Raw genomic sequence first — 24,851 nt, 5'->3', positions numbered from 1 at the left:
CATGACTGCATCATCCCCCTATGTCCTGCTGATCAATCCAAACAGCTCAGAGGCAACGAGCGGGATGATGCTCGATATTGCCAGGCGGAAGGCGAACGGGCGGCTTCGGATCGAAGCCGCCACTGCGACACGCAGCCCTTCGATGATCGTCAATGACGAGCAGCTGCACGCTTCAGCGGCGCAGGTCATAGAAATCGGCAGGGGGCAGAATTCACACTGCATCGGGGTCATTGTCAGCGCTTATGGCGATCCCGGTGTCGTGCATCTGCAGGAGAGCCTGGCCGTACCGGTTCTCGGCATTTGCGAGGCCTCGATGGTCGAGGCAACACGGAATGGACGACGGTTCGGCATTGCGACGGTAACGCCGGATCTTGCCGATGCAATAGCGGCGCGGGCGGAAAGCCTAGGTCTGTCGCATCTTTATACGGGTATTCGCTGCACGCCGGGAGACCCTGAGAAGCTGGCGCGCGATGGCGCGCGTCTGCGTACAGAACTGGAAGCGGCGGTGCGGCTTTGCATCATGGATGGAGCCGAAGCGGTCATCATCGGCGGTGGGCCGCTGGGGGAAGCTGCGGAACAACTGCGTGGCGGCTTCGATATTCCGATTGTCGCGCCGATCTCGTCAGCGGTGGAGCTGATGATCGAAGCGCTCGACAAACAGCAGGTCTGTGGAGAAGCGCAGGCCTGATCGTGGGATTGCCGGGACACTCGTTCCGGCGACCGAAAGGCATTTTATCGGTGCGGTACACCCCCTTGCACCGGATCATAGATACGCCGGGGGCGTTGTGATTGAAAATGTCTTTTTGCACGCTTCCTTCTTGGCCGAGAAGAAAGCGTGCTTTTTTATTTGGCGTCCGTCTATCGCTGCTTGGCCAGACCCTGCTCGCGCATCTGGCTGAGGCTCATCTTCGGTGAAAGCGCTTCCGGATCGATGCGGATTTCGATGAGGCCCGGCTTGCCGGACTTTTCGCAAGCCTCGAAGGCCGGTGCAAAATCAGCCGTCTTTTCCACCACTTCGCCATGCAGGCCATAGGCGCGGGCAAGCGCTGCGAAGTCAGGATTGGCGAGACCGGTGCCTGAAACGCGGCCCGGATAGGTGCGCTCCTGATGCATACGGATGGTGCCATACATGCCGTTATTGACGACGATGAAGATGGCATTGGCTCCATACTGCGCTGCTGTTGCCAGTTCCTGTCCGTTCATGAGGAAGCAGCCGTCACCTGCAAAGGCAACAACCGTGCGTTCCGGCGCGGTGAGCTTGGCGGCGACCGCAGCCGGTACGCCATAGCCCATCGAGCCGTTGGTGGGAGCCAGCTGGCTGCGATAGGTGCGGTACTGGTAGAAGCGATGCGGCCATGCGGAATAGTTGCCCGCGCCATTGGTGATGATGGCGTCGGCGGGCAGATGCGCGCGCAGCCACTCCATCACTTCGCCCATCTGCACATCACCGGGGATGACCGGCGATTTGATGTTGTCGCGGTAATCGGCATTGGCGCTGTCGGTCCATGCCTTCCAGCGCGGGTCAGCAACCGGCGCAAGCTTTGCCGTCGCCGCACAGAAGTCAGGCATGGAAGCATTGACCGGAACGTCTGCATGATAGACGCGGCCCAGTTCCTCCGCGCCCGGATGGATATGGACGAGCTTCTGTTTTGGCACCGGAATGGAGACGAGTTCGTAGCCCTGCGTCGTCATTTCGCCGAGGCGGGCACCGATCACGATCAGCAGATCGGCATCGCGCACGCGCTGCGCCAGCTTGGGGCTGATCGAGGTTCCCATTTCGCCTGCATAGAGCGGGTGAGTGTTGTCGAACATGTCCTGGCAGCGGAAGGATGCCGCGACGGGCAGGTGCATGTTCTCGGCAAATTTCCGCAGATCGCTGATGGCTCTCGCATTCCAGCCGCCACCGCCGACGATCACCAGAGGCCGTTCGGCCTTTGCAAGAAGCGCTTGCATGTCCTGCAACTGGTCGGCACCTGGATGCATCTGAACCTGTTTAAAGGCTGGTGCGTCGCTGACGGTGGCATAGGATGTCAGCATGTCTTCCGGCAGGGCGATCACGACCGGGCCGGGGCGACCGTTGACGGCGCGGTGGAAGGCTTGGCTGACCAGTTCCGGAATGCGGGCGGCATCGTCGATCTGGACGACCCATTTGGCCATCTGGCCGAACATGCGGCGATAATCGATTTCCTGAAATGCCTCGCGCTCGACCTGATCGCTGGCGACCTGACCGATGAAGAGCAGCATCGGTGTCGAATCCTGAAAAGCTGTATGCACACCGACAGAGGCGTTTGTTGCGCCGGGACCGCGTGTGACGAAGCAGATGCCCGGCTTGCCGGTCAGCTTGCCATAGGCTTCCGCCATATAGGCCGCGCCGCCTTCCTGCCGGCAGACGATCAGGTCAATCGCGTCGCTGGAATCATGAAAGGCGTCAAGCGCGGCGAGATAGCTCTCGCCGGGGACGCAGAAGACCCGGTCGGTGCCGTGGATGCGCAGCGCATCCACCAAAATCTGGCCTCCGGTACGGGCATTGGGTTTGCTCGTCATTGTATGCATTTCCTCAATCTCACCATGTCTCGCTCGCCATTCCGGCTCGCCTTGCAAGGACGGTTTCTCCGCCTCTTTTCAAAAAGATCCTCCCGAAAACCGGGACAATCCATGTGTTGGGGGAACGGGAACTCATGGTCAGACGCACCCAAATGGCCGACAGGTGCATAAACCTCAGTCTCGCGGCAAAGTTTACGTTCAGCCGCCTGCTTCTCCTCCCAGTCAAGCACGCTGATATGAACATAGCCAGCGGTGCGAATACAGATTAAACATCATGACTAAACTGTATGAACTCATGATGCACCGGTATGGAGGAATGGCGATGGCCAGGGAAAACACGGGTAAGATCCGCGTCGGTATTGGCGGATGGGCCTATGAACCGTGGGACAAGAGCTTCTATCCTGAAAAACTGTCGAAGAAGCGCCAGCTTGAATATGCATCGAGCAAGCTCACATCCATCGAGATCAACAGCACTTATTACGGTCCGCAGAAACCCACGACCTTCGCCAAATGGCACGATGAAACGCCGGAAGGCTTTGTGTTTTCGCTGAAGGCACCGCGTTTTTCCACCAATCGCCGTGTCCTGGCGGAGGCGGGTGAGAGCATTGAACGGTTCATGACCGGCGGCATGATGGAACTGAAGGACAAGCTCGGCGTGGTCAACTGGCAATTCATGGGAACGAAGAAGTTCGACCCCGTGGACTTCGAGGCGTTTTTGAAGCTTCTGCCGAAGCGTGTCGACGGGCGCGATGTGCGTCATGCGGTGGAAGTGCGCCACGACAGTTTCAATTCACCGGACTTCATCGCCTTGCTGCGCGAATATGGCGTAGCGGTGGTGATTGCAGGCGACAGCGACTTTCCGCAATTCGCCGATATGACCGCACCTTTCGCCTATCTTCGCATCATGGGAACGAAGGAAAGCGAGCCGCTTGGCTATGGTGAAAGTCATCTCGATCAGTGGGCTGCACGCGCCAAGGCGATAGCAGCGGGAGAACCCGCCGAAGGGTTGAAGACCGTGACGCCGCCTGTTGCGGACCATATCGCCCGCGATGTCTATCTCTATGTGATCAGCGGCTATAAGGCGCATAATCCGCATGCGGCCATGGCCTTGATCGAACGGACAAAATGATGCCTCGTGGCGGCTGTTGATTTTCATCTGAGTCGCCTGAGCATCATGTCAAAATTCGATCTTTCCGCGCTTGAAACCTTCGTTCGCACCATTCCGCAGCACTATAAAGGGCCAGGTGGCGCGGTCGCGGTGCTGAAAGATGGCAAGGTCGTGCTGCGCCATGCATGGGGCTTTGCCGATCTTTCCACTCGCAAGGCGATGACGCCCGAAACGTGCATGCCGATCTGTTCGGTCAGCAAGCAGTTCACCTGCGCCGTTCTGCTCGACAGTGTCGGCGAGCCGGAAGTTCTTGATGATGCGCTTGCCGCCTATCTCGACAAGTTTGCTGAAAAGCGTCCCAGCGTGCGCGATCTGTGCAACAACCAGTCGGGCCTGCGCGATTACTGGGCGCTGACGGTTCTGTGCGGGGCCGATCCGGAAGGCGTCTTTCTGCCCGAACAGGCACAAAGCCTGCTGCGCCGCCTGAAGACCACGCATTTTGCACCGGGCACGCATTATTCCTACTGCAACGGCAATTTCCGCATTCTGGCTGATCTGATCGAGCAGCATACAGGCCGGACGCTTATCGAACTTCTGTCGGAACGCATTTTTCAGCCGGCGGGCATGACGACCGCAGAACTTATTCCCGATACCGCGCAGTTCAATGAATGCACGGGCTATGAGGGCGACACGGTGCGTGGCTTCCTGCCTGCCGTCAATCGCATCCACTGGATGGGCGATGCCGGCATCTGCGCGTCGCTGGACGACATGATTGCCTGGGAACAGTTGATCGATGCGACCCGCGACGACGAAAGCGGAATCTATCGTCGCCTGAGCGGCCCGCAGACTTTCAGCGACGGTGCAGCAGCGCCTTACGGTCTTGGCCTTAAATTCGAGGAAACGGGCGGCAAGCGCCTGACCGGCCATGGCGGGGCTTTGCGCGGCTGGCGCTGCCAGCGCTGGCATTGCGCCGATGAGCGCCTTTCGACAATCGCCATGTTCAATTTTGAAGGCGGAGCTTCCGACGTCGCCTTCAAGCTGATGAATATTGCGCTTGGCGTTCGGACATCGGAACAGGTTCGCGTTGAAGCCGATGCCGCATGGTTCGGCTCATGGCTCGACCATGAAACCGGTCTCGTGCTGAGCCTTGAAGATGCCGGACGCGGACGCATGAAGGCACGTTTCGGCACCGGCCCGGAAATCATGGACGTAATAGGCGAGAACGAGGCGCGTTCCGCGATGACCGCGATCCGCCGCGATGGCGACACGATCCATCTGGCGCGTGAAGATGAAAATCTGAGCCTGACGATGCAGCGCCTGAAAGGCGCGGCGAAGCAGGATATTGCTGGACGTTATCGCAGCGACGAACTTGAGGCCGATCTTCTGATCGTCAATGAGGGCGGCGCTTTTTACGGGGCCTTTGAAGGATTTCTCGGCAAGAGCGATATGTATTCGCTCTATGAGGCAGGACCGCATGTCTGGCTGCTGCCGGTGCAGCGCTCGATGGACGCGCCGTCGCCGGGCGAATGGAAACTTGTCTTCCATCGTGACGCCAAAGGCGAGATAACAGGCATGACCGTCGGCTGCTGGCTGGCACGGCATGTGGACTACAGGAGAATTCAAGAATGAGCGAACTGAAAGTCAGAACCCGCGAGACGGGCGCCGTCGCCGAAACGCAGCAGGGAAAGCTGCCTGTCATCACCACGCCGACCGGCGGTGTGGTTGAAATCGTCACCAGCGTCAGTCAGGCGGGCTTCAATCCGCTCGATCTCATCTATTCGTCGGTTGCGGCCTGCATGGCGTTGAGCGCTCGTATCGCCGCAACGAAGCTCGAACTAAGGGAAAAGCTGACCGATGTGCGGGTGGAAGTGAAGGGCGACAAGGCGCATGAAGGACCGTCGCGTATCGAACGGTTCAACATCACCTTCCATTTCGGCGGTGACCTGACCGACGACGAAAAGCATCGTCTCGCCGAAATGGCTGAGGAAATCTGCACGGTCAGTAATACGCTGCGCGGCGAGCCGCAGTTTGATCTGAAGGTATCGTAACCTTCAGAGTGGTTCTTGTATGATAGAACCGTAAGAACCGCTCTGTCTCTTTGTTACCGCATTTCCGAACGCAAAACCGGCTCCCACTTTTGCTGGAAATGCTCAGATCACATCGCGGATACGATCGACGCCGAGCTTGATAACGCTTTCCATGGCCAGTCGTGCTTTTTGTGGATCACGCGACGCAATGGCGTGGGCAATGCGCAGGTGATTGGCTGCGCATTCGGCAATGCCTTCTCGCGATGAGGCGGGTGATGAAAGCTGGAACGAGATTGCCAGCGCCGCCTCGATCAATCCGCTGACCGAGCGCATGAACGGATTGCCGGACATGCGCGCAATGGCCAGATGGAATTCCAGATCAACCTTGGCGATGGACTCCGGCGTGTGGTTCGGATCATCGAACTTGGCGGCGAGCGCGTAAAGCTCGACAATCTCGTCACTGGTGGCGCGTTCAGCAGCGGCCGCTGCGGCTGCCGGTTCCAGTGCCATGCGCATTTCCGCCAGATGGTCCACGAAGACTTCATCGAAGCCTGCCTCGAAGCGCCATGTCAGCACATCGGGATCGAAGAAATTCCAGCTCGCATGGCCCAGAACACGGGTGCCGACCTTGGCCTTGGGTTCGATGAGGCGCTTGGCGGCAAGGGTTTTCATCGCCTCGCGCAGAACGGTGCGGGAAACGCCGAAGCGCAGCGACAATTCATGATCGCCCGGAAGGATGGACCCTGCAGGAATGGTTCCCGCGACGATGCCGCGGCCCAGTTCACCCACCACGACAGCGTGGCTGTTATGGCGCTTGCGTCCGGTTATGGCCGTTTCCAGCAATCCCAATTCAGGCCTCCTTCATTCGTTGCCTGGCTAGCTATTTGTTTCAATGCGCATCTTGCCCGAAAACCGGTTCCCACTTTTCGGGATGCGCCCTAGATCCGAGAACCACGCAAGTCCTCGTTGCAGAGCAATGAACAGGAACAGCAATATACCGATTGCTATTTTCGTCCACCAGGAAGACAGCGTTCCGTCGAATACAATGTATGTCTGGATCAGCCCCTGTATGAGAATGCCGACGAATGTTCCGGCCACAAGGCCTGCGCCACCTGTCAGCAATGTCCCGCCGATCACCACCGAAGCGATGGCATCCAGTTCTACCCCCACCGTCGCGAGCGAATAGCCGGACGAAGTATAAAGCGTATAGACGATCCCGGCGAGGCCGGAAAGGATACCCGACATCGTATAGATGCCGATTGTCGTGCGGGCAATCGGAACGCCCATCAGCTCCGCCGACTGCTGGTTGCCGCCAAGCGCGTAGATATTGGCGCCGAAGCGCGTGCGATGGGCGATGATGCCGCCAACGATGAAGACCGCGAGCATGAGCATGGCGATGAATGTCAGCCTGCCGCCGCCCGGCAGGCGGAAATAAAGCCCCTGCAATGTATCGAGAAACGGATGCGCGATGGGCACGGATTGCGTCGAGATGAGGAATGCCGCACCGCGAGCCAGAAACATGCCCGCAAGTGTGGCCACGAAAGGCGGGATCCGCAAGAAATGGATCATCATGCCCATCCACGCCCCGAACAATGCAGCGATCACAAGAACGAGGCCGAATGCCACGAGCGGATGCACGCCGAGCTGCCCGACCATCACGGCAACGAAAACGCTGGTGAAGGCGATGACCGAGCCGACCGACAGGTCGATGCCGCCGGAAAGGATCACGAATGTCATGCCGACGGCGGCTATGCCGAGGAAGGCGTTGTCCGTCAAAAGATTGCCGATTACCCGTGTCGACAGCATGTTCGGAAACTGGACGATGCAGATCGCATAGGCGAGCAGGAAGATTGCAACCGTCGTCAGGAAGGGCAGATTGCGCAGTGCTCTCATTGCCGTGCTCCCTGCTGGCTTTGACGGACCGGATTGGCTCCATTGCCCTTGCGTTCCGAGCGTAGGAAGGTAATGAGCTGGACAATGGCCGGCGACTGGAAGGTGAGCACGATCACGATGATGACGGCCTTGATGATGAGGTTGAATTCCGGCGGAAAGCCCGCCATCAGAATGCCTGTGTTGATCGACTGGATGATGAGCGCGCCGAGCAGCGAGGCCATGATCGAGAAACGCCCGCCATTAAGCGAGGTGCCGCCGATGACGACCGCCAGAATCGCGTCGAGTTCAAGCCACAGCCCGGCATTGTTGGCATCTGCGCCGCGAATATCCGCCGCCGCGATAAGCCCTGCAAGGGCAGCGCCGACGCCGGAAACCGCATAGACGCTGAACAGGAGAAAGCGTGCCTTGACCCCCGCCAGCATCGCTGCGCGACGGTTGATGCCGGTCGCCTCGATCAGGAAGCCAAGCGCACTGGTACGCACTGCGAGGCCCACGACCAGACCGGCCAGAATCCATATCAGGACTGGAACAGGCACGCCGAGGAAGGAGCCGGAGCCAAGCGCCGCAAAGGAATCATTGTTGAAGGTCAGGATCGCGCCTTCGGTGATAAGCTGTGCGATGCCGCGACCTGCCACCATAAGGATAAGCGTCGCGATGATCGGCTGGATATCGAAGACCGCAACCAGAAAGCCGTTCCACAAGCCACACAGAAGGCCGACGCCAAGCGCTGCCGGAATGACGATTGCAAGTGGATAGCCCGCGACGATGAGTGAGGCGGCAAAAGCACCGCTGATCGCCATGACGGCACCGACTGACAGATCGATGCCGCGCGTTGCGATCACCAGTGTCATGCCGACAGCCAGAATGGCGACGGGTGCGGCGCGCACCAGAATATCGATCAGGCTTCCATAAAGCCGTCCGTTCTGGAACGAGATGTCGAGAAAGCCAGGCGCGATGACGGTGTTCGCCACCAGAATGAGCACAAGGGCGGCCAGTTGCGGCGCCAGTCTTTTGAGTTTTCTGGTCATGCGGGCAATCATGCTGCAGCTTCCTTTTCGCTTCCGGTCTCAGCGATTGCACGCACGATATTGTCGGCAGTGATTTCCTCGCCCTTCAGTTCCGCCACATGGCGACGGTCGGACAGGACGATGACGCGATTGGCAACGGCGGCAAGCTCCTCGAATTCCGACGAGATGATGACCAGCGACATGCCTTCAGCGCAAAGTTCGCCGATGAGCTTCAGGATTTCAGCATGGGCGCCGATATCGATGCCGCGCGTCGGCTCATCGAGGATCAGCAGGCGTGGGTCGGTGGCAAGCCAGCGTGCCAGTATGGCTTTCTGCTGGTTGCCGCCGGACAGGAACTTGATCGGCTTGTCAGGATCGGGCGGGCGAATATCGAGCGCCTTGATGTAACGCTGCGCAAGCGCCGTCTTCTCGCGCGATGAAATCGGTCTGGACCAGCCGCGCTTCGCCTGAACCGCCAGCGCGATGTTTTCCGCCATCGAGAAATCGCCGATAATGCCGTCGGTCTTGCGTTCTTCCGGGCAGAAGGCGAAGCGTTCCGCAATGGCCGCAACGGGCGAGGGGAGCCTCGTTTCCTTGCCGTCGACGGTCAAGGTGCCGCTATCGGTCTGATCGACACCGAACATCAACAGCGCGGTTTCGGTGCGGCCGGAACCAAGCAGCCCGGCAATGCCAACGGCTTCTCCCGGCTGGATCGAGAGATCGAACGGCGCAACGCTGCCTTGTCTGCCGAAGCCTGCAAAACGGATCGGGGCAATCGTGTCGCGGCTTACTTCCTCGGTCAGCTGGCGGCGCACAGTCTCCTGCAGCTGGTGGCCGAGCATCATGGAAATGAGATCGGTGCGCGGCAGTTCCGACAGGTTGCGGCTGCCGACCAGCCGTCCGTTGCGCAATACGGTGGCGCAATCGGCGATGGCGTAGACCTGATCCAGAAAATGGGTGATGACGATGATGCCGAGGCCTTCTGCCTTCAACTGGCGCAGCACGCCGAACAGCATTTCGACTTCGCGTGCATCGAGACTGGCGGTCGGTTCGTCAAGGACGAGCACCTTGCCCGAGAGATCGACGGCACGTGCAATCGCGATGATCTGGCGGATGGCGACTGAATAGGCGGACAGAGGCACGCCGACATCGATGGTGAGGCCATAGCGGGAAAGAAGGTTCGTCGCATCTTTTTCCATCCGGCCCCGGTCGACCAGTCCGAAACGTTTCGGCTGGCGTCCCAGAAACAGGTTTTCTGCTACCGTCAGATTTTCGAGAAGGTTGACCTCCTGATAGACCGTGCCGATGCCAAATGTCTGCGCCTCTGCCACGGAGGCAGGCGCAATCGGCTGGCCCTCAAGCAGGATCGAACCACCGAAGCCGTGGTAAGCGCCGGTCAATATCTTGATAAGCGTGGATTTACCCGCGCCGTTTTCGCCGAGCAATGCATGGATTTCCCCGCGGTTGAGCGTGAAATCGACATGGTCGAGCGCGGTCACGCCCAGAAAGGATTTGGTGATCGAACGGGCTTCAAGAAGCGGCATAGCGGCCGCCGATGGAGCGTCTTTTGCAGCCATGGCAGTCTTCCATTGCATTTTGCAAAGGTCATTCCGGGCCGCGACAAACGCGGCCCGAGGACGAGAGGATCAGTAACCGAGACCCTTCTTGGCTTCGTAGACGGCCTTCGGATCGTCAGCCTGCGTGTAGAGCTTCGATTCCGTCTGGATCCACTTCGGCGGAACGGTGCCCTTGTCCTTGAAGGCTTCAATCGCGTCGAAGGCCGGGCCTGCCATGTTCGGCGTCAGTTCGACGGTCGCGTTGGCTTCGCCGTTCGCCATGGCCTGGAAGATGTCCGGCACGGAGTCGATCGACACGATCTTGATTTCCGTGCCCGGCTTCAAGCCAGCTTCCTTGATTGCCTGAATGGCGCCGACAGCCATGTCGTCATTATGGGCATAGACGGCGCAGATATTCTTGCCGCCGCCTTCGGCCTTGATGAAGCTTTCCATGACTTCCTTGCCCTTTGTGCGGGTGAAGTCGCCCGTCTGCGAGCGGGAAATCTTGATGTTGTCATGACCTTTGATGGCGTCTTCAAAACCCTTCTTGCGGTTGATGGCGGGCGAGGAACCGGTGGTGCCCTGAAGCTCGACCACATTGCACGGCTTGTCGCCCACATCCTTCACCAGCCAGTCACCGGCCACCTTGCCTTCATGAACCTGATCGGAGGTTACGGCGGTCAGATAAAGGTCTTCCGGAGAATCGATCTGGCGGTCGAGCAGGACGACCGGAATTTCGGCTTCCTTGGCTTCCTTCAGAACGGCGTCCCAACCTGTGGAGACCACCGGTGCGATCAGGATTGCATCAACCCCTTGAGCGATGAAGCCACGAACGGCCTTGATCTGGTTTTCCTGCTTCTGCTGTGCATCGGCGAACTTGAGCGTATAGCCGCGTTTTTCGGCTTCCTGCTTGGTCAGGGCCGTTTCTGCAGCACGCCAGCCCGATTCCGAACCGATCTGCGAAAAGCCAACCGTCAGCGATGCAGCAGATGCGCTCGAAATCAGGGCAAAAGAAAATGCGGCCGTCAGGGCCGTCAATGTGCGTTTCATGATGGTTCCTCCCAATAAGGCCCTCCCGGCCTTCGCATTTATGAAGCATATAATATTACTTTATGGCAAGAGCCTTTCGACGTTTCCCAATAAAATGCCGGTGCGACAAACGCGCAATATTGCTATTTATATATATAAAACAAAGGCTTGTATTCGTGCGAGAGGGGCAGGGCTCGCGAACTGCCCCGGTGGGGGCGTCTGCTTGCTTGACAAAGCGGATTACGGCAAAATAGTCATATTAATAACACGAGCCGTAAATTGGCGTCTTATGGCGTTTCTCAAGCGGTCGGGGTGAATTCCGCAACGGGTATGCGGAAAATGGGAGGTTTAATGTTGCGTCTGGTCCAGTTCCGCGATGAAAGCGGAGAAATGCGTGTGGCTGCCTGCAGTGAGGAGGGAGCGGCGCATGTCGTCAAGGGCGTAGCAACGACCTATGAGCTAGCCTCGGCAGCCATTGCAGCGGGTATCAGCCTTGAGGAACAAGTCGTACGCAGCGGCAAGGGCGAAGCCGTCGATATAGACGCTGCCCTGGCGGCTGGTCGCGTCGGTCTGCCCATCACCCATGCCGATCCGGCACATCTGATTGTTGCCGGCACGGGCCTCACACATCTTGGCTCCGCCGACGGTCGCGACAAGATGCATAAGGCCGCGCAGTCTGCTGAAAAGCCGACCGACTCCATGCGCATGTTCCTGATGGGTGTCGAAGGCGGCAAACCGAAGCCGGGTGAAACTGGCGTGCAGCCGGAATGGTTCTACAAGGGTGACGGTTCGGCGCTGGTGGCAACCGGCGGCGAACTGGTTTCGCCTTCCTTTGCCGAGGATGGTGGCGAAGAGCCGGAGCTGGCAGGCATCTACCTGATTGGCCTGGATGGTACGCCGTTCCGGCTTGGCTTCTGCCTTGCCAATGAATTTTCCGATCATGTGACCGAGAAGCAGAACTATCTCTGGCTTGCCCATTCCAAGCTGCGTCAGGCCGCGTTGGGGCCGGAGCTATATGTGGGGGCGTTGCCTGACCATGTGGAGGGCGTTTCGCGCATTCGTCGCGGCGATCAGGTGATCTTTGAAAAGCCGTTCCTTTCGGGTGAAGCGAACATGTCACATACGATCGCCAATCTGGAACACCATCATTTCAAATATGAGCTGTTCCGCCGTCCGGGCGACATTCATGTTCATTTCTTTGGCACGGCAACCTTGTCTTTCTCAGAAGGCGTGAAGACGGAAGCTGGCGACCAGTTCGAGATTTCTGCCAAGCCGTTCCGTTATCCGCTGGTCAACAGGCTGGCTCAGGCGGCAGCTAAAAACCTTGTCGTGAAGGCGCTTTGAACATGGCGGCGGAACCGAACATCGCTCTCGCAATCGTCGGTCTGGGCAAGATTGCGCGTGACCAGCATCTGCCATCGATTGAAGCCGTCGATGGCATTGAGCTGAAAGCCATTGCCAGTCGCAATGCCGGGCTGGACGGCCTGCCGTCTTTTCACGACATCGATGAGCTGCTGGGCAGCGACGTTGCCATTGACGCGGTGTCGCTCTGCACACCGCCGCAAGGGCGCTTTAGCCAGGCCTACGCAGCCTTGAAGGCGCGCAAGCATGTGATGCTGGAGAAGCCTCCGGGTGCAACCATTTCGGAAGTGCAGGCGCTGGAGCGTCTTGCGCAAGCGGAAGACGTGACGCTTTACGCCACGTGGCACTCGCGCGAAGCCGCAGCGGTCGAGCCGGCGCGGGAATTCCTGAAAGATGCGGAAATTCGTTCGGTTTCGGTCACGTGGAAGGAAGATGTCCGCCACTGGCATCCCGGCCAGCAATGGATCTGGGAACCGGGCGGCCTTGGCGTGTTCGATCCTGGCATCAATGCGCTTTCCATCGTTACGCATATTTTGCCGGAGCGCTTCTTCCTGACGCAATCCGATCTTTATTTTCCAGAAAACCGTGCGGCGCCCATCGCAGCCAACCTCAAGTTCCAAACGGAAAGCGGCATACCGGTTTCGTTCGAACTGGACTGGCGGCAGACCGGTCCGCAGACCTGGGATATTCGCGTCGAGACCGACAAGGGCACGGTTCTGCTCAGCCATGGCGGCAGCCGCCTCACCATCGCCGGGACCGAGAAAATGGCCGAGCCGGACCGCGAATATCAACGACTTTACAAGCGTTTCGTGCAATTGATCGGCGCGGGGCGTTCGGATGTTGATCTCGCTCCACTGACCCATGTGGCCGATGCGTTTCTGCTCGGAAAGCGGCATGTCGTCGAAGCTTTTGAAGATTAGGAATCGAGGTTGTCGTAACGCGGCCTCTCACCCACGCAGGACAATGAAATGAACAAGCCCGTCTCTCCGAAAACGCCAAAGCTCCGCTCGCGCGCCTGGTTCGACAATCCTGATAATGTCGATATGACGGCGCTCTATCTGGAGCGCTACATGAATTATGGCCTGAGCCAGGAAGAGCTGCAGTCCGGTCGTCCGATCATCGGCATCGCGCAGACGGGCTCCGACCTCTCACCTTGCAACCGTCATCATCTGGAGCTGGCCAAGCGCGTGCGCGAAGGTGTTCGCGAGGCGGGCGGCATTGTCATTGAATTTCCGGTTCATCCAATTCAGGAAACCGGCAAGCGCCCGACCGCTGGTCTGGACCGCAACCTTGCCTATCTCGGCCTCGTGGAAGTGCTTTACGGCTATCCGCTCGATGGCGTCGTGCTGACAATCGGTTGTGACAAGACCACGCCTGCCTGCCTGATGGCAGCGGCGACTGTCAATATTCCGGCGATTGCGCTCTCGGTCGGCCCGATGCTCAACGGTTGGTTCCGTGGCGAACGTACAGGTTCCGGCACCATCGTCTGGAAGGCGCGCGAGCTGCTTGCCAAGGGCGAAATCGACTATCAGGGCTTCGTCAAGCTCGTTGCTTCCTCGGCTCCATCGACGGGCTATTGCAATACGATGGGCACGGCCACGACGATGAATTCGCTCGCCGAAGCGCTCGGCATGCAGCTTCCGGGCTCCGCCGCCATTCCGGCGCCTTATCGCGACCGTCAGGAAGTTTCTTATCTATCGGGACGCCGCATCGTTGAAATGGTGCATGAGGATTTGAAGCCGTCGGACATTCTGACCAAGGATGCCTTCGTCAATGCCATCCGCGTCAATTCCGCTATTGGCGGTTCGACCAATGCGCCGATCCATCTGAACGCGCTTGCGCGCCATGTCGGCGTGGAGCTGACGGTCGATGACTGGCAGAAATATGGCGAGGAAATTCCGCTTCTGGTCAATCTGCAGCCTGCCGGTGAATATCTTGGCGAAGATTACTATCATGCGGGCGGTGTGCCAGCCGTCGTCAATCAGCTGATGGGGCAGGGCCTCATCAATGAAGATGCGCTGACCGTCAATGGCAAGACCATCGGCGAGAATTGCAAGAACGCGACCATCGAAGACGGCAATGTCATCAAGACCTACGATCAGCCGCTGAAGAAGCATGCCGGATTCCGCGTGCTGCGCGGCAATCTGTTCTCGTCGGCGATCATGAAGCTCAGCGTCATTTCGGACGAGTTCCGCAATCGCTACCTGTCTGACGACAAGGACCCGAATGCCTTTGAAGGCAAGGCGGTCGTATTCGACGGGCCGGAAGATTATCATCACCGCATCGACGATCCGGCACTGGAAATCGACGAGAATACGGTGCTGTTCATGCGTGGCGCTGGCCCCATCGGTTATCCGGGTGCGGCGGAAGTCGTCAACATGCGCGCGCCGAATTACCTTCTGAAAAAGGGTATCAGCTCACTGCCATGCATCGGCGACGGTCGCCAGTCGGGCACGTCGGGTTCGCCGTCGATCCTCAATGCCTCCCCGGAAGCTGCTGCTGGCGGCGGTCTGGCTATTCTGAGGACCGGTGACCGCGTGCGTATCGATCTTGGTCGCGGCAGCGCTGACATTCTGATCTCTGACGAAGAACTGGCGGAGCGTCGCAAGGCTCTGGAAGCTGCCGGTGGCTACAAATATCCGGAAAGCCAGACACCATGGCAGGAAATCCAGCGCGCCGTTGTCGGCCAGATGGAAACCGGTGCAGTTCTCGAAAACGCGGTCAAGTATCAGGATATCGCGCATACGCGTGGCCTGCCGCGAGATAACCACTAAGGTTCCCCGGATGGCTCTCGATAAAAAGCCATTTGCGGCAGTTGCGGACTGGGGCACCACCCGGTTTCGCCTCTGGACGCTGGATGTCGATGGCAATGTGCTGGGCGAAAGCCGTGGCGATGACGGTCTGCTGCAGGCAAAGGAAGCTGGTTTCGAGCCAACGCTCGAACGGCACCTTGCTTCTGTCGGCGCGTCGGACGATCTGCCGGTGGTGATCTGTGGCATGGCCGGTTCGCGGACCGGCTGGATCGAAGCGCCCTATATGAGCTTGCCCGCCGGGTTGGATGGCATCGTGAAGGCTGCGGTGCGCGTGCCCGCGCGCCGTCACGTCATCATGTTGCCGGGCGTCGCGCGTCGGGACGAAACGGCACCCGATGTTATGCGTGGCGAGGAGACAAAACTGCTCGGTCTTGTGCACGGCGGCACGCATGATGCGGTTGTTGTCATGCCCGGCACCCATGCCAAATGGGTGCGGATTGCCGACGGTGGCCTTGCCGATTATCGCACCTTCATGACGGGCGAATTGTTCGCGCTTTTGAAGGAGAAGTCGGTGCTGGCCGGGGCGCTGGAAGGCGCAGGCGCGGTCGATCCGAATGGTGAGGCTTTCGCTGCCGGTGTCAGAGCGTCACTCGAAAACCCGGCACTGATTTCCAACGCGCTTTTTTCCATTCGCGCAGGCTGGCTCGTCCATGATCGCAAGCCGATCGACCAGCTGGCCCGTTTGTCGGGCTTGTTGATCGGGCTGGAAGTGGCAGGCGGGCGCATGCTTTATGGCAAACCCGAAGAAGTGCTGCTCCTTTCAGACGACACTATGGGCGCGCTCTATGCCAGCGCGCTTGAAATCGCCGGGCTGACAGTCAGGCGCGTTTCAGCCGATGAGCTGGTGCGAGACGGTCTGTTCATGGCTGCAAAACACGCCTTCGAAGGAGCTGCGCAATGAGCGACCGCATCGCATGGCCAAAGCTGCGCTATCCGCTGGTCGCGATCCTGCGCGGCATTCGCCCGGAAGAAACGGAAGCAATCGTCGGAGCGCTGATCGAGACGGGTTTCGAGGCGATTGAAATTCCGCTCAATTCGCCGGAGCCTTTCGTCTCGATTGAGAAGGCGGCGAAGCTTGCGCCTGCGGGCGTGCTGATCGGGGCCGGGACGGTATTGAGCGTCGAAGATGTGGACCGTCTTAACGATGTTGGCGGCAGACTTCTTGTCAGCCCCAATGTCGAGCCGGATGTCATTCGCCGCGCGGGACAGCACGGCATGGTGACGATGCCCGGCGTTTTCACGCCGACGGAAGCCTTTTCGGCGATCCGTGCAGGCGCATCGGCGCTGAAATTCTTTCCGGCAAGCGTACTCGGCGCGGACGGTATCAAGGCGATATCCGCCGTCTTGCCGAAGGATATTCCGGTCGGCGCCGTGGGCGGTGTTTCCGAGGCTGATTTTGCGACCTATCGGGCAGCGGGAGTGAGCTGCTTCGGACTCGGTTCCAGTCTTTACAAAGCCGGACTGACGGTTGCTGAGGTTCGCGAACGCGCCGAGCGCGCGGTTGCGGCATGGGACAAGATCGCGGGCTGACGGCCCCTTGAGAACTTGTTCCGGAGGAATTCCGCATGGCCGGAAGGCGGGGGCGGAAATTTTGGGAGAACGACAGGCGGAAAAGCCTGTCCCAATTTGGGAGTGAGACAATGGCAGGCATGAAATCTCTAACATTGGCAGTCGCGATGGCCGCGCTTGCCTTTAGCGGTCTGGCGCATGCGGAAGACAAGGGTCTTGTCGCCGTCGCCATGCCCACGAAGTCTTCGGCACGCTGGATTGCCGATGGCGACAACATGGTCAAGGTGCTGAAAGAACGCGGCTACCAGACCGATCTTCAGTATGCTGAAGACGACGTACCTAACCAGCTGGCGCAGATCGAAAACATGGTGACCAAGGGCGCCAAGGTTCTCGTCGTTGCATCCATCGACGGCACGACGCTTTCCGATGTTCTGGCCAAGGCCCACGATGCGGGCATCAAGGTCATCGCCTATGATCGCCTGATCCGCGATACGCCGAATGTCGATTACTATGCGACCTTCGACAATTTCCAGGTCGGCGTGCTGCAGGCCCAGTCCATCGAAACCGCACTGGACCTCAAGAACAAGCCGGGTCCGTTCAATGTCGAGCTTTTCGGCGGTTCGCCGGACGATAACAACGCCTACTTCTTCTACAACGGCGCGATGTCCGTTCTGCAGCCTTATATCGATAGCGGCAAGGTAGTCATCGGCAGCGGCCAGACCGGCATGGACAAGGTCGCAACGCTGCGCTGGGATGGTGCAACCGCTCAGGCCCGTATGGATTCCATCCTTTCGGCCTATTATTCCGACAAGAAGCTCGATGCAGTCCTGTCGCCTTATGACGGCATCTCCATCGGTATCCTGTCGTCCCTCAAGGGTGTAGGCTATGGCAGTGGCGACATGCCGATGCCGGTCGTTTCCGGTCAGGATGCGGAAGTGCCTTCGGTGAAGTCGATCCTCGCTGGCGAACAGAACTCGACCATCTTCAAGGATACGCGCGAACTCGCCAAGGTCACGGTCGATATGGTCGACGCGCTGATGACCGGCAAGGAGCCGGAAGTCAACGACACCAAGACCTATGACAATGGCGTCAAGGTCGTGCCGTCCTATCTGCTCAAGCCGGTGATCGTCGACAAGTCGAACTGGAAGCAGGTTCTGGTCGATAGCGGTTACTACAAGGAAGACCAGATCCAGTAATGCGGTCTCGGGCGTATCGGAGGATATGCCCGTAACCTTTCTGCATGCCATTGCCCCAAATCCCCAGCCTTTCGGCTGGGGTAGGCTCGGCGATTGACAGCGTTGTCTTTTTGTTGAGGGCAATGGCAAAGCAGATTTGTAATGGGAGCGAGCGATGAATGTAGCCAATCCTGTCCTGCGCGAGCAGTCTGACGGTAAGCCGGAAATCGCCGGCAAGCCGCTTCTGGAAATGCGCGGCATCAGCAAGTCTTTCGGCGTCGTCAAAGCGCTGAGCGATGTCAATTTCTCGGTCATGCCGGGCGAGATTCATGCCTTTGTCGGCGAGAACGGAGCAGGCAAGTCGACCTTGATGAAGGTGCTGTCAGGTGTCTATCCGCATGGCAGCTACGAGGGGTCGATCTTCTTCGACGGAGAAGAGCGACAGTTTCGCGACATCAACGATTCCGAAGCGCTTGGCATTGTCATCATCCATCAGGAGCTGGCGCTCATACCGCTCATGACGATTGCCGAGAACATTTTCCTCGTCAATCCGCCGGCGAGCTATGGCGTTATCGACCGCAGTACGGTGCACAAGCGTACCCGCGAGCTTTTGCAGAAGGTTGGCCTGTCGGAATCGCCCGATACGCTCGTCACCGATATTGGAGTCGGCAAGCAGCAGCTGGTCGAAATTGCCAAGGCATTGTCGAAGCGCGTGCGGCTTCTGATCCTCGACGAACCGACCGCAAGCCTCAACGAGACGGACAGCGCGGCATTGCTGGCGCTTCTGCGCGAGTTTCGTGCTCAAGGCATCACCTCGATCCTCATTTCGCACAAGCTCAATGAAATCCGCGAAGTTGCCGACAAGATCACGGTGCTGCGCGATGGCAAGGCAGTGGCGACACTTGACTGCAATGCGGGCGAGGTCGAGGAAGACGACATCATTCGCAAGATGGTCGACCGCGATCTGGAAAGCCGCTACCCGAAGCGCGATCCGAAGATTGGTGAGGTGATTTTCGAAGTCGACAACTGGTCGGTGCATCACCCGCTGCATCCGGAACGGCACTCGGTCAAGAATGTGTCGTTTAAGGTGAGGGCAGGTGAAATCGTCGGTATTGCCGGATTGATGGGGGCGGGACGCACAGAATTCGCCATGAGCCTGTTCGGGCGTTCATGGGGCACGAATATCAGCGGCGAGGCGCGTATCAACGGCAACAATGCCGATATTTCCACTGTGGCGCGGGCCATCAAGGCGGGGCTTGCCTATGTGACCGAGGATCGCAAGAAGCTCGGCCTTGTCCTGGGCGAAAACATTTCGCGCAACATCTCTCTTGCGCATTTACGCGGCGTCAGCCCGAAAGGCATCATCGACGATATTCGCGAAATGAAGATCGCGAACTCCTATCGCGAACAGATGAGCATTCGCTGCCACAATGTCTATCAGGAGACCGGCACGCTTTCGGGCGGCAACCAGCAAAAGGTGGTGCTGTCGAAATGGCTCTTCACTGGGCCCGACGTGCTGATCCTCGATGAACCGACGCGCGGCATCGATGTCGGCGCGAAATATGACATCTACACAATCATCAATTCACTGGCGGATAGCGGCAAGGGCGTGGTCGTCATTTCTTCGGAAATGCCAGAGCTGATCGGCATCTGCGACCGCATCGTCGTCATGCATGAAGGTGCCTTTGTCGGCGAAGTCGCCGGCGAGGACGCAACGCAGGAAAACATCATGCGCGCCATCATGCGGAACAAGGGAAAACGGCCATGAGCGAGAATATTATCGGAAGCAGTGGATCGAAAGCTCCGGCAAGCAGCGTGGGGCGTTATCTCAAGAACAATCTGCGCGAATCCGGCATGCTGATCTCGCTGGTCGCGATCATGATCTTCTTCCAGATCGTGACTGGCGGCGTGCTGATGAAGCCGCTGAACCTTACCAATCTGGTCCTGCAGAACAGCTATATCGTCATCATGGCGCTCGGTATGCTGCTCATCATCGTCACCGGGCACATCGACCTTTCGGTCGGCTCGGTCTGCGGGTTTATCGGTGCGCTCGCGGCTGTGATGATGGTCAAATGGGGCGTGCCGTTTCCCATCGCAGCCATTTTGTGCCTGCTGGCAGGCGGCATTATCGGTGCGATTCAGGGCTTTTGGGTCGCCTATTTCAATATTCCGTCCTTCATCGTCACACTGGCGGGCATGCTAGTCTTCAAGGGCCTGATGCTTGCCGTGCTTGGCGGACAATCGGTCGGCCCGTTCCCGGTCGTGTTCCAGAAACTATCGTCCGGCTTTATTCCGGAAATCATCGGCACGACGGGTGGCGTCTATCTGACATCGCTCATCATCGGCGTGCTGCTGGCCGGTTTCATGATCTGGCAGAATGTCAAATCGCGTCAGCGTCATATCGCGCATGAAGTGGAAACCGAGCCTTTTGGCCTTTTCGTCATCAAGAACATCCTGTTCTTCTCGGCGATTGCCTATTTGTCGTTGCTGATTTCAATGCATCGCGGATTGCCGAACGTCCTCATCATTATGGCCGTTCTGATTGCGGCCTATGCGTTCCTCACCAATCGAACCGTGCTCGGGCGGCAGATTTATGCGGTCGGCGGGAACCGGCATGCAGCCAAGCTTTCGGGTGTGAAGACCGAACGGCTGACATTTCTGGCTTTCGTCAATATGGGTGTGCTGGCGGCGCTTGCTGGCCTGGTCTTTGCGGCGCGCCTTAACACGGCAACGCCCAAGGCCGGTATCGGCTTCGAGCTGGACGTGATCGCGGCCTGCTTCATCGGCGGTGCTTCCGCCTATGGCGGTGTGGGCCGTGTGACGGGTGCTGTGATTGGCGCGCTCATCATGGGCGTGATGAACAACGGCATGTCGATCCTCGGCATCGGTATCGACTATCAGCAGGTCATCAAGGGGATCGTGCTGCTGGGGGCTGTTTGTATCGACGTCTATAACCAGAAACGCTGATATTTCGGCTCTGACGGCCTGCAAATGGCGTTGTTTTGCGCTTCCGGTGCTCACGTACCTTTAGTACGCTCCGCTCCGGTTCTCAAACTCCACCATTTTCGGCTCGCCATAACCAAAATCTTAGCCGCTTCACTGACGTGCGGCGGTTCAGTTTTCAGATTGCCGTTCGGCGGGCATGGTCGAGATAGATTTCGCGCAGGCGCTGGGCAACTGGACCCGGTTTACCCGTGCCGATGGTTTTCTCGTCAATGACGGTGATCGGTGTGACAAATGTGCCTGCGCTGGTGAGGAAAGCTTCCTTTGCCGCATAGGCTTCATCAATGGTGAAGAGCCGCTCTTCCAGCTTCATGCCGGTCTCGGCGATCAGCTGCAGGAGCGAAAGCCGTGTGCAGCCGGGCAGAATGGAGTTGCTGTTCGGGCGTGTAACGACGACATCATCTTCGGTCACGATATAGGCGGTCGACGATGCGCCTTCGGTTACATAGCCGTCTTCAATCATCCACGCTTCATCGCAACCGGCGTTCTTGGCGATTTCCTTGGCAAGCGCTTGTGGCAGCAGACAGACCGTCTTGATGTCGCGGCGCTTCCAGCGCAGATCATCCAGCGAAAGCACACGGGCACCGGTTTTCAGCGCAGGCTTGTCGAGCAGATTGGCTTCCTGCGTGAACAGGACAACCGAAGGCTTCATGCCTTTCGCGGGCACGAAATCACGGTCGCGCCCGTCGCCGCGTGTCACCTGCAGATAGACCAGACCTTCGGTCAGATTGTTGCGGCGGATCAGCTCACGCTCGATGGCAACGATCTCGTCTTCGTTCATCGGCATCGGAATACCGATCTCGCCGGTCGAGCGGCGCAGGCGTCGCATATGCGGCTCGCTGTCGATGAGCTTGCTTTCGAGCACGGCAGTCACTTCGTAAATACCGTCGCCGAACAGGAAGCCACGGTCAAAGATGGAAATGCGCGCATCGCGGGCGGAAACATATTCGCCGTTGACATAGACGATGCGGTTTTCAAGTTCTTCTGCTGAAACGGCCATGATTGGATGTGTCCTGAAACGAAAAGACTGCGATCAAGTCGCAGTCTTTTCATAGGTCAGTCGGCTGCAATGGGAAACAGCTATTTTCAGGCAGCCTGCTTTGCTGCCGCAATGGCTTCGCTGCGGATTTCCTCGGTCAACTTCAGACGTAGTTCGGAGAATTCCGGGCTTGCCTTGACGTGGTAGGTGCGCGGATGCGCGATATCGACCGGCGTGATCGATTTGATCTTGCCCGGACGAGCCGTCATCGTGACCACGCGGGTTGCCATGAATATGGCTTCCTCGATGTCGTGGGTGACGAAGATGACCGTCTTGTGCTCCCGCTCCCAGATGCCGAGCAGAAGCTCCTGCATCAGTCCGCGGGTCTGGTTGTCCAGAGCGCCGAACGGCTCGTCGAGAAGCAGGATCTTGGGATCGTTGGCGAGCGCGCGGGCAATCGCCGTACGCTGCTGCATGCCGCCCGAAAGCTGCTTTGGCCAGTGATCTTCAAAGCCGCGTAGTCCGACCTTGTCGATATAGCTGTCCACGATTTCACGCGCCTGCTTTTCCGGCACGCCTTTTTCGCGAAGCCCGAAGCCGACATTCTGCCGGATGGTGAGCCATGGGAACAGCGTGTAGGACTGGAACACCATGCCGCGATCTGCACCCGGTCCGGTGACAGGATTGCCCTCCAGCGTCACGGTGCCGGTGGTCGGTTTGTCGAGACCGGCAATGATGCGAAGAAGCGTGGACTTGCCGCAGCCCGAGGGGCCGAGAACGGTCACGAAATCATTTTTCGGGATGACGAGGTCGGTCGGCTGCAATGCCAGTGTCGGCTTGCCACCATGCACGCCCGGAAAGGTGCGGCTCACGCCCTTGATGACAAGTTCCTGGTCGCTTTGGGTAACCATTATGCGAACCTCCATGCAAAGAGCCAGCGGTTGAAATATTTGAAGGCAAGGTCCGAGATCAGACCGATGACGCCGATCACGATGATGCCGAAGATGATCTGGCCGGTGGCCATCAGGGCCTGAGAGTTGATGATCATGTAGCCGATACCGGACGATGCGCCGATGAGTTCGGCCACGATCACATAGGTCCATGCCCAGCCGAGCACGAGGCGCAATGTTTCGGCAATGTCTGGCGCGCTGGCAGGCATGAGCACGCGGCGAATGATGCCGCTGTTCGACGCGCCGAGCGTGTAGGCTGCTTCGACAAGATCGCGACGCGTATTGGAGACCGTCACGGCGATCATGAGAATGATCTGGAACACCGCGCCGATGAAGATGACGAGCAGCTTCTGTGTTTCACCAATGCCTGACCAGAGGATCAACAGCGGAACGAAAGCCGAAGCGGGAAGATAGCGCGCAAAAGAGACGAAGGGCTCCAGCAGCGCTTCAATCGGCTTGTATGCGCCCATGGCGATGCCGAGCGGAATGGCAACGACGCTAGCGAGTACGAAGCCGCCAAGCACGCGCCAGACAGTCATTCCGATATCGGACATAAAGCCTTGATTGGCGATAAGATCCCAACCGTCTTTGACCATGGTGATCGGGTCGGCGAGGAATGTCGGGGAAACGAAACCGCCCAGAGTGGCGATACCCCAGAACACAAAGAAGAGAACGAAGAATAGAATGCCCAGTAATATCCGGGTCTGACTGCCTATAGGCTGCAAGGGCTGCATATATTTTCCTGTTTAGTCGCGCATCCGCCGCACTCGACGGGCAGAAAATAAGGAAGCCCGGACGTGTCGTCCGGGCTTGCATATGAAGCGATGTTACTTGATGAAGCTTGTATCCACGATGTCATCGAGATTGGGCTTCGACTTGATCACACCCGCCTTCAGCAGAAGATCGGCGGCTTCGGTTGAAAACTCCTTGAATTCACCTTCAAAGAACTTCTGGTTGGCTGCCTTGTCCTGCCAGCGAAGATAGTCTGCCGACTTGCCGAAATCCTCGCCCGACTGCTTCACGTCCTTGCCCATGATTTCATAGGACTTCGCCTTGTCGGAAGCGATCATCTGCAGCGCTTCAAAGTAGCTGTCGGCAAGCGCCTTGGCGGCTTCGGGGTTCTTTTCAAGGAAATCGGGCGTGCAGCCGACCGTGTCCATGACCGCAGGATAATCGAGCGTGGTGGCAAGAATCTTGCCCTTGTCGGGTGCTGCGCGCACGGTGGAAAGATAAGGCTCGTAGGTCATGGCGGCATCGTTCTGGCCGGCCACGAAAGCCTGTGCAGCCGGTCCCGGCTCCATATTGACGACCTTGACGTCCTTGGTCGTCATACCGTTTTTGGCGAGCATGAAGGCGAGAAGGAAATAGGGCGACGTACCCGGAGCAGAAGCGGCAACCGTCTTGCCCTTCAGATCGGCGAAGGAATTCACATCGGCACGCACCGCAATACCATCGGCGCCGTAGGACTTGTCCATCTGGAATATCTGCTTGGTCTTCACGCCAGCCGCGTTCCAGACAATCCATGTTTCAACGGTGGTGGCCGCGCACTGGATATCACCGGAAGCGAGGGCCAGATGGCGGCTTGCCTGCGGGATTTTGGTCAGTGTGACGTCGAGGCCATTCTTCTTGAAAATTCCGGCTTCCTTGGCAAGCGTCAGCGGAGCAAAGCCGGTCCAGCCGGAAAAGCCAAGGGAAACGGCAGTTTCAGCGTGCGCCGCAGACGTTAACGTGAAAGCTGCTAGTACCGCCCCGGCAAGCAATGATTTCTTCATGTGTAGTACCCCTTTTATAGTGAGACTTTTTTGTCTCTTACTCCTGCCAAATTAACAGGACCGTATCGTCTGTCCAGAGAGTTCGTTGCGGTTCTTTGAATACTTCATTCTCGATGGAATAGTC

22 protein-coding genes are annotated in these 24,851 nt (G+C 58.4%); 12 read left to right on the top strand and 10 right to left on the bottom strand.

What is annotated here, in order from left to right; translation table 11 throughout:
* The first annotated feature begins 1 nt into the window (after window position 1).
* Window positions 2-688: an aspartate/glutamate racemase family protein gene (locus ABDF71_RS11755; protein WP_151615408.1), complete on the top strand. Its 687-nt coding sequence runs from the start codon at window positions 2-4 to the stop codon at window positions 686-688.
* Window positions 689-858: 170 nt separating this feature from the next.
* Here ABDF71_RS11755 and ABDF71_RS11750 read toward each other — a convergent pair whose 3' ends face one another.
* Window positions 859-2,544 (bottom strand): thiamine pyrophosphate-binding protein, encoded by a 1,686-nt coding sequence (locus tag ABDF71_RS11750; protein ID WP_500061576.1) that lies wholly within the window; start codon window positions 2,542-2,544, stop codon window positions 859-861.
* Between the two features lie 322 nt (window positions 2,545-2,866).
* On the opposite strand from ABDF71_RS11750, the gene ABDF71_RS11745 reads away from it, so the two are divergent.
* From ABDF71_RS11745 to ABDF71_RS11735, 3 genes are read left to right on the top strand one after another with little or no spacing between them, the layout of a single operon-like run.
* Window positions 2,867-3,673 carry a DUF72 domain-containing protein gene (locus tag ABDF71_RS11745; protein WP_010659479.1) on the top strand — a complete coding sequence of 269 codons (807 nt, stop codon included), beginning with the start codon at window positions 2,867-2,869 and terminating at the stop codon, window positions 3,671-3,673.
* A gap of 45 nt (window positions 3,674-3,718) precedes the next feature.
* On the top strand, window positions 3,719-5,281 hold the full coding sequence (locus tag ABDF71_RS11740; protein WP_500061575.1) for a D-aminopeptidase: 1,563 nt from the start codon (window positions 3,719-3,721) through the stop codon (window positions 5,279-5,281).
* Complete coding sequence (locus ABDF71_RS11735) at window positions 5,278-5,700, top strand: OsmC family protein (RefSeq protein ID WP_500061574.1); 423 nt, start codon at window positions 5,278-5,280, stop codon at window positions 5,698-5,700. Before ABDF71_RS11740 ends, ABDF71_RS11735 begins: the two co-directional genes overlap by 4 nt.
* A gap of 102 nt (window positions 5,701-5,802) precedes the next feature.
* Here ABDF71_RS11735 and ABDF71_RS11730 read toward each other — a convergent pair whose 3' ends face one another.
* From ABDF71_RS11730 to ytfQ, 5 genes are all read right to left on the bottom strand, one after another.
* Window positions 5,803-6,528: a FadR/GntR family transcriptional regulator gene (locus tag ABDF71_RS11730; protein WP_010659482.1), complete on the bottom strand. Its 726-nt coding sequence runs from the start codon at window positions 6,526-6,528 to the stop codon at window positions 5,803-5,805.
* 27 nt (window positions 6,529-6,555) lie between these two features.
* Window positions 6,556-7,572 (bottom strand): galactofuranose ABC transporter, permease protein YjfF, encoded by a 1,017-nt coding sequence (yjfF, locus tag ABDF71_RS11725; RefSeq protein ID WP_029929273.1) that lies wholly within the window; start codon window positions 7,570-7,572, stop codon window positions 6,556-6,558.
* Window positions 7,569-8,612, bottom strand: coding sequence for an ABC transporter permease (locus tag ABDF71_RS11720; RefSeq protein ID WP_010659484.1), 1,044 nt, complete (start codon window positions 8,610-8,612; stop codon window positions 7,569-7,571). The genes yjfF and ABDF71_RS11720 overlap by 4 nt, the downstream gene beginning before the upstream one ends.
* Window positions 8,609-10,156: a sugar ABC transporter ATP-binding protein gene (locus ABDF71_RS11715; RefSeq protein ID WP_043062248.1), complete on the bottom strand. Its 1,548-nt coding sequence runs from the start codon at window positions 10,154-10,156 to the stop codon at window positions 8,609-8,611. Before ABDF71_RS11715 ends, ABDF71_RS11720 begins: the two co-directional genes overlap by 4 nt.
* Before the next feature lie 69 nt (window positions 10,157-10,225).
* The gene (ytfQ, locus tag ABDF71_RS11710; protein WP_010659486.1) at window positions 10,226-11,185 is read right to left on the bottom strand and encodes a galactofuranose ABC transporter, galactofuranose-binding protein YtfQ; all 960 of its coding nucleotides are present in this window, start codon (window positions 11,183-11,185) and stop codon (window positions 10,226-10,228) included.
* Between the two features lie 330 nt (window positions 11,186-11,515).
* Between ytfQ and araD1 the strand changes: the two genes are divergently transcribed.
* The 8 genes from araD1 to mmsB all read left to right on the top strand — a co-directional run bounded on the left by araD1 (window position 11,516) and on the right by mmsB (window position 20,990).
* Window positions 11,516-12,508: an AraD1 family protein gene (gene araD1 / locus ABDF71_RS11705; RefSeq protein ID WP_010659488.1), complete on the top strand. Its 993-nt coding sequence runs from the start codon at window positions 11,516-11,518 to the stop codon at window positions 12,506-12,508.
* Window positions 12,509-12,510: 2 nt separating this feature from the next.
* Entirely contained in the window at window positions 12,511-13,446 is a 936-nt protein-coding gene (locus tag ABDF71_RS11700; protein ID WP_036580521.1) for a Gfo/Idh/MocA family protein, read from the top strand.
* A gap of 48 nt (window positions 13,447-13,494) precedes the next feature.
* Window positions 13,495-15,300: an IlvD/Edd family dehydratase gene (locus ABDF71_RS11695; protein ID WP_010659490.1), complete on the top strand. Its 1,806-nt coding sequence runs from the start codon at window positions 13,495-13,497 to the stop codon at window positions 15,298-15,300.
* Between the two features lie 10 nt (window positions 15,301-15,310).
* Complete coding sequence (locus tag ABDF71_RS11690; protein WP_500061573.1) at window positions 15,311-16,240, top strand: 2-dehydro-3-deoxygalactonokinase; 930 nt, start codon at window positions 15,311-15,313, stop codon at window positions 16,238-16,240.
* Window positions 16,237-16,869, top strand: coding sequence for a 2-dehydro-3-deoxy-6-phosphogalactonate aldolase (locus ABDF71_RS11685; RefSeq protein WP_012091489.1), 633 nt, complete (start codon window positions 16,237-16,239; stop codon window positions 16,867-16,869). Before ABDF71_RS11690 ends, ABDF71_RS11685 begins: the two co-directional genes overlap by 4 nt.
* A 110-nt stretch (window positions 16,870-16,979) precedes the next feature.
* Window positions 16,980-18,044: a multiple monosaccharide ABC transporter substrate-binding protein gene (gene chvE, locus ABDF71_RS11680; RefSeq protein ID WP_010659493.1), complete on the top strand. Its 1,065-nt coding sequence runs from the start codon at window positions 16,980-16,982 to the stop codon at window positions 18,042-18,044.
* A gap of 154 nt (window positions 18,045-18,198) precedes the next feature.
* Entirely contained in the window at window positions 18,199-19,791 is a 1,593-nt protein-coding gene (gene mmsA, locus ABDF71_RS11675; RefSeq protein ID WP_500061572.1) for a multiple monosaccharide ABC transporter ATP-binding protein, read from the top strand.
* Window positions 19,788-20,990, top strand: a complete 1,203-nt coding sequence (gene mmsB, locus ABDF71_RS11670; protein WP_500061571.1) for a multiple monosaccharide ABC transporter permease — start codon at window positions 19,788-19,790, stop codon at window positions 20,988-20,990. Before mmsA ends, mmsB begins: the two co-directional genes overlap by 4 nt.
* A 154-nt stretch (window positions 20,991-21,144) precedes the next feature.
* Here the strand turns inward: mmsB and ABDF71_RS11665 are convergent, their stop codons facing one another.
* From ABDF71_RS11665 to ABDF71_RS11650, 4 genes are all read right to left on the bottom strand, one after another.
* A complete protein-coding gene (locus ABDF71_RS11665) occupies window positions 21,145-22,026 on the bottom strand; it encodes a D-amino-acid transaminase (RefSeq protein WP_010659496.1) in 882 nt (293 codons plus the stop codon).
* 86 nt (window positions 22,027-22,112) lie between these two features.
* Window positions 22,113-22,916, bottom strand: a complete 804-nt coding sequence (locus tag ABDF71_RS11660) for an ABC transporter ATP-binding protein (RefSeq protein ID WP_151663762.1) — start codon at window positions 22,914-22,916, stop codon at window positions 22,113-22,115.
* The gene (locus ABDF71_RS11655; protein WP_500061570.1) at window positions 22,916-23,689 is read right to left on the bottom strand and encodes an ABC transporter permease; all 774 of its coding nucleotides are present in this window, start codon (window positions 23,687-23,689) and stop codon (window positions 22,916-22,918) included. The genes ABDF71_RS11660 and ABDF71_RS11655 overlap by 1 nt, the downstream gene beginning before the upstream one ends.
* Before the next feature lie 93 nt (window positions 23,690-23,782).
* On the bottom strand, window positions 23,783-24,727 hold the full coding sequence (locus ABDF71_RS11650; RefSeq protein WP_125300010.1) for an ABC transporter substrate-binding protein: 945 nt from the start codon (window positions 24,725-24,727) through the stop codon (window positions 23,783-23,785).
* Window positions 24,728-24,851: the final 124 nt, after the last annotated feature.

The sequence above is a fragment of the Ochrobactrum sp. WV_118_8 genome (assembly GCF_039631535.1).
GTDB classification, from domain to species: Bacteria; Pseudomonadota; Alphaproteobacteria; order Rhizobiales; family Rhizobiaceae; genus Brucella; species Brucella anthropi.
This window is presented reverse-complemented; position numbering and strand designations above follow the sequence as displayed.

What these genes read in the sequence shown, in the direction of transcription:
- ABDF71_RS11755 (WP_151615408.1), top strand. Translation starts at nt 2, where the DNA reads ATGACTGCATCATCCCCCTATGTCCTGCTGATCAATCCAAACAGCTCA.
- ABDF71_RS11750 (WP_500061576.1), bottom strand. Translation starts at nt 2,544, where the DNA reads ATGACGAGCAAACCCAATGCCCGTACCGGAGGCCAGATTTTGGTGGAT.
- ABDF71_RS11745 (WP_010659479.1), top strand. Translation starts at nt 2,867, where the DNA reads ATGGCCAGGGAAAACACGGGTAAGATCCGCGTCGGTATTGGCGGATGG.
- ABDF71_RS11740 (WP_500061575.1), top strand. Translation starts at nt 3,719, where the DNA reads ATGTCAAAATTCGATCTTTCCGCGCTTGAAACCTTCGTTCGCACCATT.
- ABDF71_RS11735 (WP_500061574.1), top strand. Translation starts at nt 5,278, where the DNA reads ATGAGCGAACTGAAAGTCAGAACCCGCGAGACGGGCGCCGTCGCCGAA.
- yjfF (WP_029929273.1), bottom strand. Translation starts at nt 7,572, where the DNA reads ATGAGAGCACTGCGCAATCTGCCCTTCCTGACGACGGTTGCAATCTTC.
- ABDF71_RS11720 (WP_010659484.1), bottom strand. Translation starts at nt 8,612, where the DNA reads ATGATTGCCCGCATGACCAGAAAACTCAAAAGACTGGCGCCGCAACTG.
- ABDF71_RS11715 (WP_043062248.1), bottom strand. Translation starts at nt 10,156, where the DNA reads ATGGCTGCAAAAGACGCTCCATCGGCGGCCGCTATGCCGCTTCTTGAA.
- ytfQ (WP_010659486.1), bottom strand. Translation starts at nt 11,185, where the DNA reads ATGAAACGCACATTGACGGCCCTGACGGCCGCATTTTCTTTTGCCCTG.
- araD1 (WP_010659488.1), top strand. Translation starts at nt 11,516, where the DNA reads ATGTTGCGTCTGGTCCAGTTCCGCGATGAAAGCGGAGAAATGCGTGTG.
- ABDF71_RS11700 (WP_036580521.1), top strand. Translation starts at nt 12,511, where the DNA reads ATGGCGGCGGAACCGAACATCGCTCTCGCAATCGTCGGTCTGGGCAAG.
- ABDF71_RS11695 (WP_010659490.1), top strand. Translation starts at nt 13,495, where the DNA reads ATGAACAAGCCCGTCTCTCCGAAAACGCCAAAGCTCCGCTCGCGCGCC.
- ABDF71_RS11690 (WP_500061573.1), top strand. Translation starts at nt 15,311, where the DNA reads ATGGCTCTCGATAAAAAGCCATTTGCGGCAGTTGCGGACTGGGGCACC.
- ABDF71_RS11685 (WP_012091489.1), top strand. Translation starts at nt 16,237, where the DNA reads ATGAGCGACCGCATCGCATGGCCAAAGCTGCGCTATCCGCTGGTCGCG.
- chvE (WP_010659493.1), top strand. Translation starts at nt 16,980, where the DNA reads ATGGCAGGCATGAAATCTCTAACATTGGCAGTCGCGATGGCCGCGCTT.
- mmsA (WP_500061572.1), top strand. Translation starts at nt 18,199, where the DNA reads ATGAATGTAGCCAATCCTGTCCTGCGCGAGCAGTCTGACGGTAAGCCG.
- mmsB (WP_500061571.1), top strand. Translation starts at nt 19,788, where the DNA reads ATGAGCGAGAATATTATCGGAAGCAGTGGATCGAAAGCTCCGGCAAGC.
- ABDF71_RS11665 (WP_010659496.1), bottom strand. Translation starts at nt 22,026, where the DNA reads ATGGCCGTTTCAGCAGAAGAACTTGAAAACCGCATCGTCTATGTCAAC.
- ABDF71_RS11660 (WP_151663762.1), bottom strand. Translation starts at nt 22,916, where the DNA reads ATGGTTACCCAAAGCGACCAGGAACTTGTCATCAAGGGCGTGAGCCGC.
- ABDF71_RS11655 (WP_500061570.1), bottom strand. Translation starts at nt 23,689, where the DNA reads ATGCAGCCCTTGCAGCCTATAGGCAGTCAGACCCGGATATTACTGGGC.
- ABDF71_RS11650 (WP_125300010.1), bottom strand. Translation starts at nt 24,727, where the DNA reads ATGAAGAAATCATTGCTTGCCGGGGCGGTACTAGCAGCTTTCACGTTA.